Source organism: Kocuria palustris (genome assembly GCF_016907795.1).
In the GTDB taxonomy this organism is placed as follows: Bacteria; Actinomycetota; Actinomycetes; order Actinomycetales; family Micrococcaceae; genus Kocuria; species Kocuria palustris.
This window is the reverse complement of the sequence record NZ_JAFBCR010000001.1, coordinates 492,551-508,674: the sequence shown is the minus strand read 5'-3', so window position 1 is coordinate 508,674 and position 16,124 is coordinate 492,551. Positions and strand designations below refer to the sequence as shown.

At 70.2% G+C, this 16,124-nt stretch carries 12 protein-coding genes; 9 read left to right on the top strand and 3 right to left on the bottom strand.

Features of this window, described 5'->3' with window-relative positions; translation table 11 throughout:
* Positions 1–28: 28 nt before the first annotated feature.
* The 5 genes from lspA (at position 29) to nrdR (ending at position 7,453) form a co-directional block, all read left to right on the top strand.
* Entirely contained in the window at positions 29–691 is a 663-nt protein-coding gene (lspA, locus tag JOE55_RS02170) for a signal peptidase II (RefSeq protein ID WP_239546392.1), read from the top strand.
* Positions 688–1,647 (top strand): RluA family pseudouridine synthase, encoded by a 960-nt coding sequence (locus tag JOE55_RS02165; RefSeq protein WP_204781871.1) that lies wholly within the window; start codon positions 688–690, stop codon positions 1,645–1,647. The genes lspA and JOE55_RS02165 overlap by 4 nt, the downstream gene beginning before the upstream one ends.
* 125 nt (positions 1,648–1,772) lie before the next feature.
* The gene (gene dnaE / locus JOE55_RS02160) at positions 1,773–5,324 is read left to right on the top strand and encodes a DNA polymerase III subunit alpha (RefSeq protein WP_204781870.1); all 3,552 of its coding nucleotides are present in this window, start codon (positions 1,773–1,775) and stop codon (positions 5,322–5,324) included.
* Positions 5,325–5,387: 63 nt separating this feature from the next.
* Complete coding sequence (gene hisD, locus JOE55_RS02155; protein WP_338125400.1) at positions 5,388–6,836, top strand: histidinol dehydrogenase; 1,449 nt, start codon at positions 5,388–5,390, stop codon at positions 6,834–6,836.
* Between the two features lie 2 nt (positions 6,837–6,838).
* A complete protein-coding gene (nrdR, locus tag JOE55_RS02150) occupies positions 6,839–7,453 on the top strand; it encodes a transcriptional regulator NrdR (RefSeq protein ID WP_024290301.1) in 615 nt (204 codons plus the stop codon).
* A gap of 220 nt (positions 7,454–7,673) precedes the next feature.
* On the opposite strand, the gene ppgK is transcribed toward nrdR, so the two are convergent.
* Positions 7,674–8,582 (bottom strand): polyphosphate--glucose phosphotransferase, encoded by a 909-nt coding sequence (ppgK, locus tag JOE55_RS02145; protein WP_239546390.1) that lies wholly within the window; start codon positions 8,580–8,582, stop codon positions 7,674–7,676.
* A gap of 29 nt (positions 8,583–8,611) precedes the next feature.
* The gene (map, locus tag JOE55_RS02140) at positions 8,612–9,520 is read right to left on the bottom strand and encodes a type I methionyl aminopeptidase (RefSeq protein WP_024290303.1); all 909 of its coding nucleotides are present in this window, start codon (positions 9,518–9,520) and stop codon (positions 8,612–8,614) included.
* A gap of 215 nt (positions 9,521–9,735) precedes the next feature.
* Between map and JOE55_RS02135 the strand changes: the two genes are divergently transcribed.
* The gene (locus JOE55_RS02135) at positions 9,736–9,948 is read left to right on the top strand and encodes a hypothetical protein (protein ID WP_024290304.1); all 213 of its coding nucleotides are present in this window, start codon (positions 9,736–9,738) and stop codon (positions 9,946–9,948) included.
* Positions 9,949–10,083: 135 nt separating this feature from the next.
* On the opposite strand, the gene panB is transcribed toward JOE55_RS02135, so the two are convergent.
* Positions 10,084–10,995, bottom strand: a complete 912-nt coding sequence (panB, locus tag JOE55_RS02130) for a 3-methyl-2-oxobutanoate hydroxymethyltransferase (protein WP_204781869.1) — start codon at positions 10,993–10,995, stop codon at positions 10,084–10,086.
* A 143-nt stretch (positions 10,996–11,138) separates the two neighbouring features.
* Between panB and JOE55_RS02125 the strand changes: the two genes are divergently transcribed.
* Genes JOE55_RS02125 through JOE55_RS02115 form a run of 3 tightly spaced genes read left to right on the top strand, consistent with a single transcriptional unit; the run spans position 11,139 to position 16,006 of the window.
* Complete coding sequence (locus tag JOE55_RS02125) at positions 11,139–12,482, top strand: glutamine synthetase family protein (RefSeq protein ID WP_204781868.1); 1,344 nt, start codon at positions 11,139–11,141, stop codon at positions 12,480–12,482.
* Positions 12,483–12,502: 20 nt separating this feature from the next.
* Positions 12,503–15,805: a bifunctional [glutamine synthetase] adenylyltransferase/[glutamine synthetase]-adenylyl-L-tyrosine phosphorylase gene (locus JOE55_RS02120; RefSeq protein ID WP_204781867.1), complete on the top strand. Its 3,303-nt coding sequence runs from the start codon at positions 12,503–12,505 to the stop codon at positions 15,803–15,805.
* Positions 15,806–16,006, top strand: coding sequence for a PLD nuclease N-terminal domain-containing protein (locus JOE55_RS02115; protein ID WP_338125399.1), 201 nt, complete (start codon positions 15,806–15,808; stop codon positions 16,004–16,006).
* The last annotated feature ends 118 nt before the right edge of the window (positions 16,007–16,124 follow it).

Sequence of the window (16,124 nt, the reverse complement as noted above, 5' to 3'; positions counted from 1 at the left end):
TCCCGCGAGAGAGCCCGGTGCACAACCCATGTCCTCACCCGCCTCTGGGCAGCGCCCACGCAGCACCGCCGCACGAACGCGGGGCCGGGGGGCTGCGCTGATCCTGGCGCTGCTGTGCGCCGCTGCGGTCTACGGGCTGGATCAGGGGACCAAGGCGCTCGTGGAGCGGACAATGACGCTTGGCCAGCAGATCCCCGTGATCGACGGGCTGCTGCAGTGGCACTACATCCTCAACCCGGGTGCCGCCTTCTCCATGGGCGAGGGCTTCACCTGGGTGTTCACGGCGATCATGGCGATCGTCTCGATCGGCATCCTGATCTATCTGCCGCGAGTCCGCTCGCTGGTCTGGGCGGTGAGCCTCGGCCTGGTGCTCGGGGGCGCCGCCGGCAACCTCACGGATCGGCTGCTGCGCTGGCCCGGGTTCCCCAACGGGCACGTGGTCGACTTCATCCACGTCCAGGGCTTCGCGGTGTTCAACGTCGCCGACTCCGGCGTGGTCGTGGGCGTCATCCTGACTGCGGCGCTGATCCTCTTCGGCCGCGAGCCCGACGGCACCCGCTCCGGGCGCGATCGCCCCGGGACCGAGGGCACGGGATCCGCCGAAGCTCCCCGAACCGGCTCAGCTCAGAATTGCGTCGTCGACCACGACTCCTCCGGCGGCGATGCCTCCAGTGAGGGGGCTGCCCGATGAGCGCGGCGTCTCAGTCCCCGCAGCGCGAGTCGCGTGAGCTGCAGGTCCCGGCGGAGCTGGCCGGTGCCCGGGCAGATGCGATCGTGGCCCAGCTCAGCGGGCTGTCGCGCACCGCGACCGGCAGGCTCTTCGAGGCCCAGGAGGTCGAGGTCGACGGCGCGCCGATCGCCAAGTCCCGCAAGCTCGCTCAGGGAGCTGCGGTGCACGTCCTCATGCCCGAGGAGATCGACCTGTCGGTGATCGTGCCGGAGACCGTCGACGGCTTCTCCGTGATCCACGCGGACGACGACATCGTGGTGATCGACAAGCCCGCAGGCGTCGCCGCGCATCCGTCGCCGGGATGGTCCGGCCCCACTGTGCTCAGCGCCCTGGCCGGCGCCGGGATCACCGTGAGCACCTCCGGGGCGGCAGAGCGCCAGGGCATCGTCCATCGCCTGGACGTGGGGACCTCAGGTCTCATGGTCGTAGCCCGCTCCGAGCGGGCGTACGCGGCGCTGAAGCGGGCGTTCAAGGAGCGCACGGTCGAGAAGATCTACCACACGGTCGTGCAGGGCATGCCCGATCCCATGAGGGGCACGATCGAGGCGCCGATCGCCCGGCACCCCGACTACGAGTGGCGCTTCGCGGTGATCGAGGGCGGGCGCGATTCCGTGACCCACTACGAGACGCTGGAGTCCTTCGGGCGCGCCACGCTGCTGGAGGTCCACCTGGAGACGGGGCGCACGCACCAGATCCGCGTGCACTTCAGCGCCCTGAAGCACCCCTGCGCCGGGGACCTCACCTACGGCGCCGATCCCGCCCTGTCGGCGGGCCTGGGCCTGACCCGCCAGTGGCTGCACGCGCACCGTCTGGGCTTCGAGCACCCGGGGACGGGGGGGCGGGTCACGTTCACGTCCGAGCCTCCCGCGGATCTGAGCTGGGCGCTGGAGACCCTGCGCGACGGCGGACCGCGCTGAGGCCTGCTGGCCTCCTGCCTCGGCGGGGCCGTCGTCGTCCGGGGCGGCGCCGCACGAGGGGTGCGTGATCAGCGGCACCGGTGTCGGCCCCTGTCGCGTCGGAGGCTGCGGATAGGATCCTCGCGATGACTCAGGGCAAGGGATTCACGCATCTGCACGTGCACACCGAGTACTCCATGCTCGACGGCGCCGCTAGACTCGACGATCTGTTCGAGGCCTGCCACGCCCAGGGGATGGACTCGCTGGCCACGACCGACCACGGCTTCGTCTTCGGCGCCTACGACTTCTGGTCGCGGGCGAACAAGGCCGGGATCAAGCCGATCATCGGCGTGGAGGCGTACCTGACCCCGGGCACGGCACGCGCCGATCGCACGCGCGTGAAGTTCGCCGACGGCGGCCGCAACGACGTCTCCGGTGCCGGCTCCTACACCCACATGACCCTGCTGGCCGAGACCACCGAGGGCATGCAGAACCTGTTTCGGGCCTCGAGCTACGCCTCCCTGGAGGGCCAGCTCTACAAGCCCCGCATGGACCGGGATCTGCTCAACCGCTACGGCAAGGGCCTGATCGCCACGACAGGCTGCCCGTCCGGGGAGATCCAGACCCGTCTGCGGCTGGGTCAGTACAAGGAGGCGATCGACGCCGCCGCCGAGTTCCGGGACATCTTCGGCCCCGAGAACTTCTACTGCGAGATCATGGATCACGGCCTGGGGATCGAGAAGGACGTCCACCAGGACCTCATGAAGCTGGCCAAGGACCTCCAGCTGCCCCTGGTCGCCACGAACGACCTCCACTACACGAATGCCGAGGACGCCAAGGCGCACGCCGCCCTGCTGTGCGTGCAGTCCGGCTCCACGCTGGCCGATCCCAAGCGCTTCAAGTTCGATTCCGATGAGTTCTACCTCAAGTCGGCCGCGGAGATGCGGGATCTGTTCCGGGACTACCCGGAGGCCTGCGACAACACGCTGGAGATCGCCGAGCGCTGCCACGTCGAGTTCGACGAGACCGTCGGCAAGTTCATGCCCGTCTTCCCGGTCCCGGAGGGCGAGTCGGAGGAGTCCTGGTTCGCCAAGGAGGTCGACCGCGGCCTGGAGTTCCGCTTCCCGGACGGCGTCCCCTCGGAGGTGCGCGATCAGGCCGAGTACGAGAAGGGGATCATCCTGCAGATGGGCTTCCCCGGGTACTTCCTGGTGGTGGCCGACTTCATCACCTGGGCCAAGGCCCAGGGGATCCGCGTGGGTCCGGGGCGCGGCTCCGGCGCAGGCTCCATGGTCGCCTACGCCATGCGCATCACGGAGCTGAACCCCCTGGAGCACGGGCTGATCTTCGAGCGCTTCCTGAACCCCGAGCGCGTCTCCATGCCGGACTTCGACATCGACTTCGATGATCGTCGCCGCCCGGAGGTCATCCGCTACGTCACCGAGAAGTACGGCGACGAGCGCGTGGCCATGATCGTCACCTACGGCACCATCAAGGCCAAGCAGGCGCTGAAGGACTCCTCGCGCGTGCTGGGCTACCCGTTCTCCATGGGCGAGAAGCTCACCAAGGCCATGCCGCCGGACATCATGGGCAAGGGCATCTCCCTGGCGGATGTCTACAACGAGGATGCCAAGCGCTACGAGGAGGCCGCCGAGCTGCGAGAGGTCCTGCAGGAGGACCCCGAGTCGCAGAAGGTCTTCGAGACGGCCCAGGGCCTCGAGGGGCTCAAGCGCCAGTGGGGCGTGCACGCCGCCGGCGTGATCATGTCCTCGGACCCGCTGATCGACATCATCCCGCTCATGCGCCGCGAGCAGGACGGGCAGATCATCACCCAGTTCGACTACCCCACGTGCGAGGGGCTCGGGCTGATCAAGATGGACTTCCTGGGGCTGCGCAACCTCACGATCATCTCCGACGCCCTGGAGAACATCACCCACAACCGCGACGGCTTCGTCCTGGACCTCGAGGGGCTGGCTCTCGACGACAAGGCCTCCTACGACCTCTTGGCCCGCGGTGACACGCTGGGCGTCTTCCAGCTCGACGGCGGCCCCATGCGCCAGCTGCTGAAGATGATGCGCCCGGACCAGTACGAGGACATCTCCGCTGTGCTGGCGCTCTACCGCCCCGGCCCCATGGGCGTGAACTCGCACATCAACTACGCCCTGCGCAAGACGGGCCAGCAGGAGATCACCCCGATCCACCCGGAGCTCGAGGAGCCGCTGGCCGAGATCCTGGACCTGACCTACGGCCTGATCGTGTATCAGGAGCAGGTCATGGCCGTGGCGCAGAAGGTCGCCGACTACACCCTGGGCCAGGCGGATCTGCTGCGCCGGGCCATGGGCAAGAAGAAGAAGTCCGAGCTGGACAAGCAGAAGGACTTCTTCTTCGGCGGCATGGAGAAGAACGGGTACTCCCGGGAGGCCGCCGACACCCTGTGGCACGTCCTCGAGTCGTTCTCCGACTACGCGTTCAACAAGGCGCACACCGCCGCCTACGGACTGGTCTCCTACTGGACGGCCTACCTCAAGGCGCACTACCCGGCCGAGTACATGGCCGCGCTGCTGACGTCGGTGGGCGATGACAAGGACAAGCTCGCGCTCTACCTCAACGAGTGCCGCCGCATGGGCATCACCGTGCTGCCACCGGACGTCAACGAGTCCGTCGTGAACTTCACGCCCGTGGGGGAGGACATCCGCTTCGGCATGGCCGCGGTGCGCAACGTGGGCGCCAACGTGGTGGAGGCGATCGTGCGCGCTCGCACGTCGGAGGGGGCCTTCACGTCCTTCAACGACTTCCTCTCCAAGGTCGAGCTCGTGGTGTGCAATAAGCGAACGATCGAATCGCTCGTGAAGTCGGGGGCCTTCGATCAGCTCGGGCACACCCGCCGGGCGCTCGTGGACGTCCACGAGCAGGCCATCGACGACGTCGTGTCCCAGAAGAAGAACGAGGCCAAGGGCGAGTTCACCTTCGACATCTTCGCCATGGGCGGGGACACCGCCGAGTCGGAGGGCGAGGGGCTGCAGGTCGAGGTCCCTGACCTGCCGGAGTGGGAGCGCAAGGACATGCTCTCCTTCGAGCGCGAGATGCTCGGGCTCTACGTCTCGGATCACCCCCTGCGCGGGCTGGACCAGGCGCTGGCCGAGCACTCGGACACCTCGGTGCAGCAGGTGCTCTCCGAGGACGGCGGCAAGCCGGACGGGGCGATCGTCACGGTCGCCGGCATGATCACCTCGGTCCAGCGCCGGATCGCCAAGTCCTCGGGCAACGCCTACGCCCGGATCGAGCTCGAGGACCGATCCGGCTCCGTCGAGATCATGTTCTTCGGCAAGGTCTACGCCCCCATCGCGGGAGTGCTGGCCGAGGACCTGATCTGCTCGATCAAGGGCCGCGTGCAGAAGCGCGACGACGGCTCCGTGTCCATGTCCGCGATGGAGCTGACCCTGCCGGAGATCCACCCGGAGGGCCACGCCGGTCCGGTCACGATCACGGTGCCGGAGCGCCGGCTCAACGAGCAGACCGTCGGGGAGCTCGCCTCGGTGCTGCGCAGCCACCGCGGCGATTCCGAGGTCCGGCTTCGGGTCGGCACCCAGCGGGCCACGCAGGTCTGGCAGCTGCCGCCGCAGTACCGGGTCGAGGCCGGACCGGCGTTCTTCGGCGATCTGAAGGTCCTGCTGGGCCCCGCCTGCCTGGAGGGCTGAGCCCGTCGCAGAGGGGGCCGGTGCTCCCGGGGCCGTCATCGCCCGGGGCCTAGAATGGACGCCGTGAACGCGAATCCTGAGAACCCCGTGCCCTCCGCCGACCCCGCTGCCGCGGCCTCGTCCCAGGACCGCGCCGAGAACGGGGCCGGTCCCGTCCTGCGCACGATCGATCTGCGCGGCCAGGACCTGGCCTGGGCGCAGCTGCGCGCCGTCGTGCCCCGGCAGACCGAGGGCACGCGCCAGGACGCGGAGGACACGGTCCGCTCGATCATCGCGGACGTGCGCGAGCGCGGCGCGCAGGCCCTGCGGGACTACGCCCAGCGCTTCGACAAGGTCAAGCAGGATCGTCTCCGGGTGGCCCCCGAGCAGATCCAGCAGGCCGTGCGGGAGCTGGACCCGGCGGTGCGCGCGGGTCTCGAATCGGCCATCGAGCGCTGCCGCGCCTTCGCCGCCGCTCAGCGCCCGGCCGATGCCGAGATCGAGGTCGCTCCCGGAGCACGACTGGTCCACCGATGGACCCCGGTGCAGCGCGTGGGCCTCTACGTCCCGGGCGGTCTGGCCGTCTACCCCTCGTCGGTCGTGATGAACGTCGTGCCCGCGCAGGCCGCCGGCGTCGAGTCGGTCGTGCTGTGCACGCCGCCGCAGGCCGAGTTCGGCGGCCTGCCGCATCCCACGATCCTGGCCGCCGCCGGGCTGCTCGGCGTGGACGAGGTCTGGGCGATCGGCGGGGCCCAGGCCCTGGCCGCCATGGCCCACGGCGTGGTCGACGAGGGCGAGGACCGCCGTGACGTCCTGGAGCCCGTGCACACGATCACCGGGCCGGGCAACCTGTTCGTGGCGACCGCCAAGCGCCAGCTGCGCTCGGTCGTGGGCGTCGATGCCGAGGCCGGCACCACCGAGATCGCCGTGATCGCCGATGAGACCGCTCAGCCGCGCTACGTGGCCGCCGATCTGATCTCCCAGGCAGAGCACGACCCGCTGGCCGGGTCGGTGCTGATCACCCACAGCCCGCGGATCGCGCAGCAGGTCGCAGAGGCCATCGTGGAGCTGGCCGGCACGGCGCGCCACGCCGAGCGCATCCGCACGGCGCTGGAGGGCGAGCAGTCCGGCGTGGTGCTCACCGACAGCCTCGAGGCCTCGATCGCCGTGGCCGATGCCTACGCCGCCGAGCACCTCGAGATCCACACCGAGGATCCGCGCGCCGTGGCGGCCAGGGTGCGCAATGCCGGGGCGATCTTCGTGGGCCCGTACAGCCCGGTGCCGCTGGGGGACTACGCGGCCGGTTCCAACCACGTGCTGCCCACGGGTGGCTCTGCCGTGCACGCCCAGGGACTGTGCACCACGAGCTTCATGAAGGCCGTGCAGATCATCGAGTACGACCGGGACGCCCTGCTGCACCTGGAGCCGGCGATCTCGGCGCTGGCCGAGGCGGAGGACCTGCCCAACCACGGCGTGGCCGTCACGGTGCGCGCGCAGGATTCCGCCGAGCCCGCCGCCGACACGGAGGGCTGAGCATGCACTGCCCGTTCTGCCGCCACCCCGACTCCAAGGTCGTGGACTCGCGCACCACCGACGACGGCGCCGCGATCCGGCGCCGCCGCCAGTGCGCCGCGTGCAAGCGGAGATTCTCCACCATGGAGACCACCACCATCTCGGTGATCAAGCGCTCGGGGGTCACCGAGCCGTTCGAGCGCCAGAAGATCGTCTCCGGCGTGCGCAAGGCATGCCAGGGCCGGCCGGTGAACGAGGACGACCTGGCCAAGCTGGCTCAGGAGGTCGAGGAGTCGGTTCGCGGGGCCGGGATCGCCGAGATCGAGGCCGACGAGGTCGGGCTGGCCATCCTCAAGCCGCTGCGCCGCCTGGATGTGGTGGCCTATCTGCGCTTCGCCTCCGTGTACCAGGCTTTCAGCGACCTGGACGACTTCGAGAACGCGATCGAGGTGCTGCGCTCCGAGCGCGCCGCCCAGTCCAACGGCCAGCAGGCGCTCGTGGATGACGAGGTGACCGCACCGCGGCGCTCCAAGCGTCGCACCGCCCCCTCCGCCGAGCGACGCACGTCCGCGCAGCGACGACGCTCCGCCGCACCCGCCGAGACGGAGGACAGCCCCGAGCAGGAGAGGCTGCTGTGACCGGAGCCTCCCGGCTGTGACTCGGGGCTGCGCCGCGGGTTCCGCCCTCGGCGATCACCGCCTTGCCGGGGATCGGAAACGTCCTATATAGTCAACGCATAAGGCCCGTCAGGGGTTGCGGAGGGGAAGCCGCGAAGCTTGACGGGCCTTTGTACTGCCCGGCTGCACTGCCGGGCAGTCTCTCAACCTAGGCCGGGAGGCTGCCGGGCCGGATCAGGGCTCAGTCGTCCGCGTGGCGGCGCTGATCCTCCTCGGCCCACAGGGCGGCGCCCACGATGCCCGCGTTGTTGCGCAGCTGAGCCACCTCCACGGGGGTCTCGAGCTCGAGCAGCGGCAGGAACTTGTCCGACTTCTTGGACACGCCGCCGCCGACCACGAACAGGTCGGGGGAGAACAGCATCTGCACGTGCTCGAAATAGGGCTGCAGCCGGTGCGTGGCCCACTTCTTGTACGACAGCTCCTGCCGCTCGCGCGCCACGGCAGAGGCCCGGGTCTCGGCGTCGTGGCCGTCGAGCTCCAGGTGCCCGAGCTCGGCGTTGGGCACCAGATGCCCGTCCATGATCAGGCCGGCACCGATGCCCGTGCCCAGGGTGAGCATGATGACCAGTCCGTCGACGCCCCTGCCGGCGCCGTAGCGGGCCTCGGCCAGGCCGGCGCCGTCGGCGTCGTTGAGGGCAGCGATCGGACGGCCCAGCGTCTCGGAGAAGGTCTCGGCGATGTTCGCCCCGACCCACGACTCGTCGATGTTGGCCGCCAGCTTGGTCACGCCGTTCTTGACGATCGACGGGACGATCACGCCGATGGGCGATCCCGGCTCCGGGGCACCCTCGCGGTCCTGCAGCACGGCGACGATCTCGCCGATGACCTTGCCGACGGCTTCCGGCGTGGCCGGCTGCGGCGTGGGGATGCGGTAGCGCTCCCCGATCAGATCGCCGACCTCCAGGTCGACGATCCCGCCCTTGATGCCGGTGCCGCCGACATCGATCCCGATGAAGCGACGCGCGCTCGAGGCCGAGCCCGCGGACGGGGCCGGGGGAGTGGTGTCATCGTCGCGGACTCCCGAGTCCTTGACGACGTCCTCGGCGGTGATCTTCTCCGCGGGCTTGGCGGGGGTCTTCTTGGCGGCCATGTCGGCTCCCTTCGATGGGCGGTGCAGGCTCAGGCGGCCGTGGGCAGCGTCAGGACATCCACGCCGTCCTCGGTGACCACCATGGTGTGCTCGAACTGGGCGGTGCGCCGCCTGTCGGCGGTGGTGATCGTCCAGTCGTCGTCCCACTGCTCCCACTGGATGGATCCGAGAGTGAGCATGGGCTCGATGGTGAAGATCATGCCCGGAACGATCTCCGTGGCATAGGAGGGCGCGGCATCGTAATGCGGGATGATCAGCCCGGTGTGGAATTCGTGGCCCACTCCGTGGCCCGTGAAGTCGCGGACCACGCCGTATCCGAAGCGCTGGGCGTACTTCTCGATGACCCGTCCGATGACGTTGATCTCGCGGCCCGGACGCACTGCCTTCATGGCGCGGTTCAGCGACTCCCGTGTCCGCTCCACGAGCAGGCGGGACTGCTCGTCGACCTCGCCCACCAGGAACATGGCGTTCGTGTCGCCGTGCATCCCGTCCTTGTAGGCCGTGACGTCGAGGTTGATGATGTCGCCGTCCTCGAGCACGGTGGAATCCGGGATGCCGTGGCAGATGACCTCGTTGAGCGAGGTGCAGATCGACTTGCGGAAGCCGCGGTAGCCCAGGCAGGACGGATACGCCCCGTGATCGCACATGTACTCGTGGGCGATCCGGTCCAGCTCATCGGTGGTCGTGCCCGGCACGCAGGCCTTCCCGGCCTCCTGCAGGGCGTCGGCGGCGATCGTGCCGGCGGCCCGCACCAGCTCGATCTCCTCCGGGGTGTAGATGTTCGAGCACTTGCCCTCGTCGGGATCCTGCTTGCCCACGTACTCGGGTCGGACGATGCCGCCGGGCACCTGGCGCGACTTCCCGATGGCTCCGGGGCGCAGGCGCCCGAGCGGCGCGGCGCCGGGCTCGGCGGGGAGGTTGTGGGACGGGCTGGACACGGGGATCGGCGCTCCTTCTGGTCAGGGGTTCTCGACGGCGCTGCGTCGGGTGGTCTTCCTCCCAGCCTAGTTCTCCGGGCCGACGCCGTTGCGGGACCGGTCGACCGGGCAAAGGGGCGGCGTGCCGCGGACGGAGCAGGCCGTGCGGATCACGGTGGGGGATACTGGGCAGCGGAAGCGCTCGCGCAGCGAGCCGGCCGCAGGGCCCTGGAGCCATGCGGCCGCACGACGACACCGGGAAGGCGGGTCGCCTCATGGAGTACTGGTACAACCTCAGCAGCGGTCAGATCGAGCAGGGCCAGCAGTCGGACTACAGCCAGCTGCTGGGCCCGTACGCCTCGGAGGCCGAGGCGCGCAAGGCGCTGGAGACCGCGGCGGCCAAGTCCAAGGCCTGGGACGAGAAGGAGCGCGAGTTCCGCGACGACTGAGCGGGCTTCGTCTGCTCCGAGGACGTGGACGGGCCCCGACGGCAGCGCTGCCGTCGGGGCCCTCGTCGTCCCGTGCCTCGCAGCTGAGCTCTCAGGCCACGTGCCTGGCCGGCTCGGACCTGCTCAGGGGCAGCTTCAGAAGGTGTGCTCGGGGCCGGGGAAGGAGCCGTCGCGGACGTCGTCGGCATAGCGGGTCACGGCGTCGGTGATCGTGGAGCGCAGAGCGGCGTACTGACGCACGAACCGCGGGACGCGTCCGCCGTTGAGACCCAGCAGGTCCTGCCACACGAGCACCTGCCCGGTGGTCGCAGCCCCTGCGCCGATGCCCACGGTCGGCACGTCCAGAGCGGCGTCGATCTCCTGCGCGGTCTGCGCCGGGACCATCTCGAGCAGCACGGAGAACGCCCCGGCCTCCTGGAGGGCCAGAGCGTCGTCGAGGACCCGTCGGGCCGCCTCGCCGCGGCCCTGGACGCGGTAGCCGCCCAGGGCGTGCTCGGACTGCGGGGTGAAGCCCACATGGCCCATCACGGGGATCCCCGCGCGCACCACGGCGCGGACGTGCTCGGCCAGCGCGACGTCCGCCTCGATCTTCACCGCGTGGACCCCTCCCTCCTTGAGCAGCCGCACCGCCGAGCGCACGGCCTGCTGCGGGGACTCCTCGTAGGAGCCGAAGGGCAGGTCGGCGATCACCAGGGCACGACGGGCGGAGCGGGAGACCGCAGCCGAGAGCATGATCATCTGCTCGGGTGTCACCGGCAGGGTCGAGGACTCCCCGAAGACCGTGCTCCCGGCCGAGTCGCCGACCAGGAGGGTGTCGATGCCCGCGGAGTCGAAGATCTCGGCGACCATGGCGTCGTAGGCCGTGAGCATCGTGAAGCGCTCACCGGTCTCCTTGGCCTCCTGCAGGTGCCGGGTGCGCACCCGGCCCACGCTGCGCAGCCCCGGTGCGCTGCGCTCGGCGGCGCCCGCGGGAACGGAAGCGCTGTTGGGGTAGGGCGCGGTGTCCGGGCGATCTGCGGCGTGATCCGAGGAAGCTGCATCAGTCATGCGACTCAGGGTACGCGCAGGACACGGCGCGCCCCCATCGCCGTCCGAGCCGGCCGATAGGCTGTGATCCGGCACCGCATCGGGTCGTCATCGGCGACGGCCCCTCGCCTTCGCGGGCGAGCTCTCGAGCCTAAGGAGACCCCATGGACCGTCAGCAGGAGTTCGTGCTGCGCACCATCGAGGACCGCGACGTCCGCTTCGTGCGCATGTGGTTCACGGACGTGACGGGCACGCTCAAGTCCGTCGCGCTCGCCCCGGCGGAGGTCGAGTCGGCCTTCGAGGAGGGGCTGGGCTTCGACGGCTCCTCAATCGAGGGCTTCTCGCGGGTCACGGAGTCGGACATGCTCCTGCAGCCGGATCCCTCGACCTTCCAGATCCTGCCGTGGCGCGGTAAGGATCAGCCCACGGCCCGCATGTTCTGCGACATCCTCACCCCGGACGGCGAGCCGTCCATGGCGGATCCCCGCGGCGTGCTCAAGCGCGTGCTGGCCAAGGCCACCGAGCAGGGTGTCACCTGCTACACCTCCCCGGAGATCGAGTTCTACCTCCTGGAGTCCTCGCGCCTGGATCCTGCCACGGGTGAGCCCACGCCGGTGGACAGCGAGGGCTACTTCGATCACACCCCGGGCGGCGTGGTGCAGAACTTCCGCAGGGACGTCGTGCTCATGCTCGAGGAGGTCGGCATCTCCGTCGAGTTCTCCCACCATGAGGCCGGCCCGGGCCAGAACGAGATCGACCTGCGCTATGCCGATCCGCTGCAGACCGCGGACAACATCATGACGTTCCGCACGATCGTCAAGGAGTCGGCGCTCAAGCACGACTCGTACGCGACCTTCATGCCCAAGCCGTTCGGCAATCACCCCGGTTCGGGCATGCACACGCACTTCTCCCTGTTCGAGGGCGACACCAACGCGTTCTTCGAGGCGGGTGCCGAGTTCCAGCTCTCGCGCGTGGCCGGGCACTTCATCGCCGGCGTGCTGCGCTACGCCCCGGAGATGGCGATCCTGACCAATCAGTTCGTGAACTCGTACAAGCGGCTGTGGGGCGGCGACGAGGCTCCCTCCTACGTCTCCTGGGGCCACAACAACCGCTCCGCGCTCGTGCGGGTGCCGCTGTACAAGCCGGACAAGGTGCAGTCCGCGCGCATCGAGTACCGCGGCCTGGACTCGGCGGCCAACCCGTACCTGGCCTACGCCGGCGTGCTGGCCGCCGGCCTGCGCGGGATCGAGGACGAGCTGGAGCTGCCTGAGGTCGAGTCGGACGATCTGAGCGCCATGTCCAGCGCCGAGCGCCGCGTGGCCGGGCACGAGCCCATGCCGGGCTCCCTGCACGAGGCGATCCGACTGGCCGAGGAGTCCGAGTTCATGGCCGATCTGCTCGGCGAGCAGGTCTTCGGGCACATCATGCGCAACAAGCGCGCGGAATGGGAGTCCTACCGCACGGTGGTCACCCGCTACGAACTCGAGACCAATCTCGGCCTGCTCTGAAGAACGGAAGGCGCTCCCATATGAGCCAGGAACAGGACGCTCCCACCGCCCTTCCGGAGGCGCTCGAGAAGCTCGCGGACCGGCGCCTGGTCAAGACCGGGTTCGACGACGTGCGCACGGCCCGGCGCTGGCTCGGCTTCGGCGAGCTGAAGGGCGTGGAGCTCGAGCCCCTGCTCGGACAGCTCGAGCAGACCGGCTGCCCGGACGCCGCCGTGCGCTGCCTGGTGCGACTGATCGAGGCCGAGCCCCGGGCCGCTGCCCGTCTGAAGGACCCGCAGCAGGCACAGACGCTGATCCGCCTGCTGGGCTGCTCCGAGGCCCTCGGCGGCTTCCTCGAGTCGCACCCGCAGCACCTGGACCTGCTCGATGGTCCCCTCGACCCCGAGCCGGAGGAGATCTCCGCCGACGAGCTGCGCTCGAGCCTCCTGCGCAGCGTGGGCGCCGACCCGGAGGCGGACACGCCCGTCGCGCAGTCCGTCGGCGACGACGGCGCGGCAGCCCTGCGCGTCGAGTACCGCCGCCAGCTCATCCGCATCGCCCTGGGCGATCTGGGCGCCGCCGATCCCGTAGATCACCTGCCGGCCGTCGGGCGGCAGCTCGCGGATCTGGCCGCAGCGGCCATCGAGGCCGCGCTGGCCGTCTCCCGAGGCGAGATCCACGCCGGCAGCGGGCCCACCCAGGCAGACCCGGAGGAGCTCGAGCGCATCCGGCTCAGCGTCATCGGGATGGGCAAGTGCGGGGCCAGGGAGCTGAACTACATCTCTGACGTGGACGTCGTCTACGTCCACGACATCGTCGACCCGTTCGGCGGCGAGGACGGCCACGAGCCGATCGACGACGACCGCGCAGCCGTGCTGGCCACGGCCCTGGCCATCGGGACCGCTCGAGCTGTGATGTCCAACGGCCCGGAGGCCCCGCTGTGGGAACTCGACGCCAACCTGCGCCCCGAGGGCAAGGACGGGCCGCTGTCGCGCACGCTGGACTCCCACGTGCGCTACTACCGCAAGTGGGCCAAGTCCTGGGAGTTCCAGGCGCTGCTCAAGGCCCGGCCCATGGCGGGGGACCAGGAGCTCGGCCGCCGCTACTCCGAGGCGATCTCGCCCATGGTGTGGGAGTCGAGCCACCGCGAGGGCTTCGTGTCCTCCGTGCAGGCCATGCGCCGGCGCGTCATGGACAACATCCCCTCCGAGGAGCGGGACCGCCAGATCAAGCTCGGCCCCGGCGGCCTGCGCGACGTCGAGTTCACCGTCCAGCTGCTGCAGCTGGTGCACGGCCGCGGCGACGAGTCCGTGCGCACCCGTGCCACCACGGACTCCCTGGCGGCCCTGGCCAACGCCGGGTACATCGGCCGTGAGGACGCCGAGGAGTTCGGCGCCCAGTACCGGTGGCTGCGCCTGCTCGAGCATCGCATCCAGCTCTTCCGCATGCGTCGCACCCACCTGATGCCCACCTCCACCGCGGAGCTGGCCGTGATCGCCGCCGCCATGCACCCGCCCGGGGCGGGTGCCCGCACCGGCGGCGACGACCTGATGGAGCGCTGGCACAAGACGCGCAGGGCCGTGCGCGGCATGCACGAGCGGATCTTCTACCGCCCGCTGCTGGCCGCGATCACCAACACCTCCTTCGAGGGCGTCGAGCTGAACCAGGACCAGGTCCGAGACCGCCTCAAGGCGCTGGGCTACCGCGACCCCAAGGCTGCCCATCGTCACCTCGAGGCGCTCACTCGGGGCGTCAGCCGCCGGGCCAGCATCCTGCGCACGCTGCTTCCGGTGCTGCTCGAGTGGTTCGCCGAAGGCGTGGACCCGGATGCCGGGCTGCTCGGCTTCCGGCGCGTGTCGGAGGAGCTGGGCACCTCGCCCTGGTACCTGCGGATGCTGCGCGATTCCAACACCGGGGCGCAGCGCCTGTGCCACGTGCTCTCCTCCTCGCGCTACATCTCGGACATGCTCGAGACGCTGCCGGAGGCCACCGCGTGGCTGGGCACGGACGCCGAGCTCAAGCCCCGGACCTTCGCCACATTGTGGGCGGAGACGCACGCGCAGATGGGCCGTCACCCGGATGCCGAGTCCGCAGTGCGCATGATCCGACTGATGCGGCGCAGGGAGTCGCTGCGCGTGGCGCTGGCCGACACCGCCGGGCTGATCGATGTCCAGCAGGTCGTCGCGGCGCTGTCGGACATCGACCGCGCTGCGGTGCTCGGTGCCCTGTACTCCGCCGAGCGGGAGCTGCATCGCGAGCAGGGAGTGCCCTGGGCGGCCGACATCCTCGTGGTCGCCATGGGGCGCCAGGGCGGTCGCGAGATCGGCTACGGCTCCGACGCCGATGTCCTCTACGTCTACGTCCCCTGCGAAGACGGCCACGAGCATCCTGGCCGCGATGAGCTCGGGCTGATCTCCCGACCGGACGATGCCGCGGCCCCCGAGGCGGCCGATGCTGTGGAGGGCGCGAGCACCGACGACACCGCGGAATCCGACGATGCACTGTCGGGCGCCTCCGACGAGGCTGCGGCCTCCGATGACGCCCCGGACTCCGACGCCGCCGCCGAGGATGCCCCGCCGCAGCAACCGGGGGAGCAGGCGGCGCGGGTGATCGAGCGGATGGTCCAGCTGCTCAAGCGGCCCTGCGACCCACCGATCGTGGCCGAGCGCGTGCTGGAGATCGACAACGATCTGCGTCCCGAGGGGCGCTCCGGTCCCATGGTCCGGTCGCTGGAGTCCTACGCCGAGTACTACAGCCGCTGGGCGGACACCTGGGAGTTCCAGGCGCTCACCCGAGCCCGGCCCATGGCGGGGTCGGATCTGCTCGCTGAGCGGTTCACCGAGCTGATCGATCCCTACCGCTACCCGGCGGAGCTCACCGAGCGCCAGCTCAATGAGATCCGACGCATGAAGGCTCGGGTGGAGAACGAGCGCCTGCCGCGCGGTGCCGACCCGTCCCGGCATGTGAAGCTGGGTCGCGGGGGTCTCTCGGACGTCGAATGGCTCGTGCAGACCCTGCAGCTGCAGCACGCCCACCAGCATCCCGGCCTGCGCACCACCTCCACCCTGGACGGGCTCGAGGCCGCGGTGCAGGCCGAGCTGATGGACTCGGAGGACGCCCACGCCCTGGCCAAGGCCTGGAAGCTGTGCACGGCCATCCGCAACGGCAACGTGCTGCGCACCGGCCGGGCCTCGGACGTGCTGCCCTCGGCGGGCCAGGACATGGAGGCCGTCGCGCGGTGGTGCGGCTATCCGCCGGGCAGCTCCGAGCTGCTCGAGGATGACTACCTTCGCACCACGCGCCAGGCCCGCGCTGTCTTCGAGCGGCTGTTCTACGGCCTGTGAGTGCAGGCGCGGCGACATATCGCCGCGCGACGCGCACGGCCCCTGTCGTCACGCCGCCGGATGATCTGGATCGCAGCGGTGCTGCTGTTCCCGCTGCTGGGACCGCTCGTGCGGTTCGTGGTGGGCCAGCGGGGAGACGTGCACGATCCGGCGCTGCGTCGCGGCCCCGATTCGCAGTTCGACGGGCCCGGCGCCCGTTAGCTCGACGGCCGGGGCTGTCCCGCCCGCGGCATGAATCCGCCTCCACGACCCTCGACGTGTGCGGGCACATACCCCGGACAATAGAAGAGTCCGCACGAGCGGCGATCGCGTCGGCGAT

Bases quoted from the DNA above. Each gene is read 5' to 3' on its own strand.
- lspA (WP_239546392.1), top strand. From the start codon at position 29: ATGTCCTCACCCGCCTCTGGGCAGCGCCCACGCAGCACCGCCGCACGA.
- JOE55_RS02165 (WP_204781871.1), top strand. From the start codon at position 688: ATGAGCGCGGCGTCTCAGTCCCCGCAGCGCGAGTCGCGTGAGCTGCAG.
- dnaE (WP_204781870.1), top strand. From the start codon at position 1,773: ATGACTCAGGGCAAGGGATTCACGCATCTGCACGTGCACACCGAGTAC.
- nrdR (WP_024290301.1), top strand. From the start codon at position 6,839: ATGCACTGCCCGTTCTGCCGCCACCCCGACTCCAAGGTCGTGGACTCG.
- ppgK (WP_239546390.1), bottom strand. From the start codon at position 8,582: ATGGCCGCCAAGAAGACCCCCGCCAAGCCCGCGGAGAAGATCACCGCC.
- JOE55_RS02135 (WP_024290304.1), top strand. From the start codon at position 9,736: ATGCGGCCGCACGACGACACCGGGAAGGCGGGTCGCCTCATGGAGTAC.
- panB (WP_204781869.1), bottom strand. From the start codon at position 10,995: ATGACTGATGCAGCTTCCTCGGATCACGCCGCAGATCGCCCGGACACC.
- JOE55_RS02125 (WP_204781868.1), top strand. From the start codon at position 11,139: ATGGACCGTCAGCAGGAGTTCGTGCTGCGCACCATCGAGGACCGCGAC.
- JOE55_RS02120 (WP_204781867.1), top strand. From the start codon at position 12,503: ATGAGCCAGGAACAGGACGCTCCCACCGCCCTTCCGGAGGCGCTCGAG.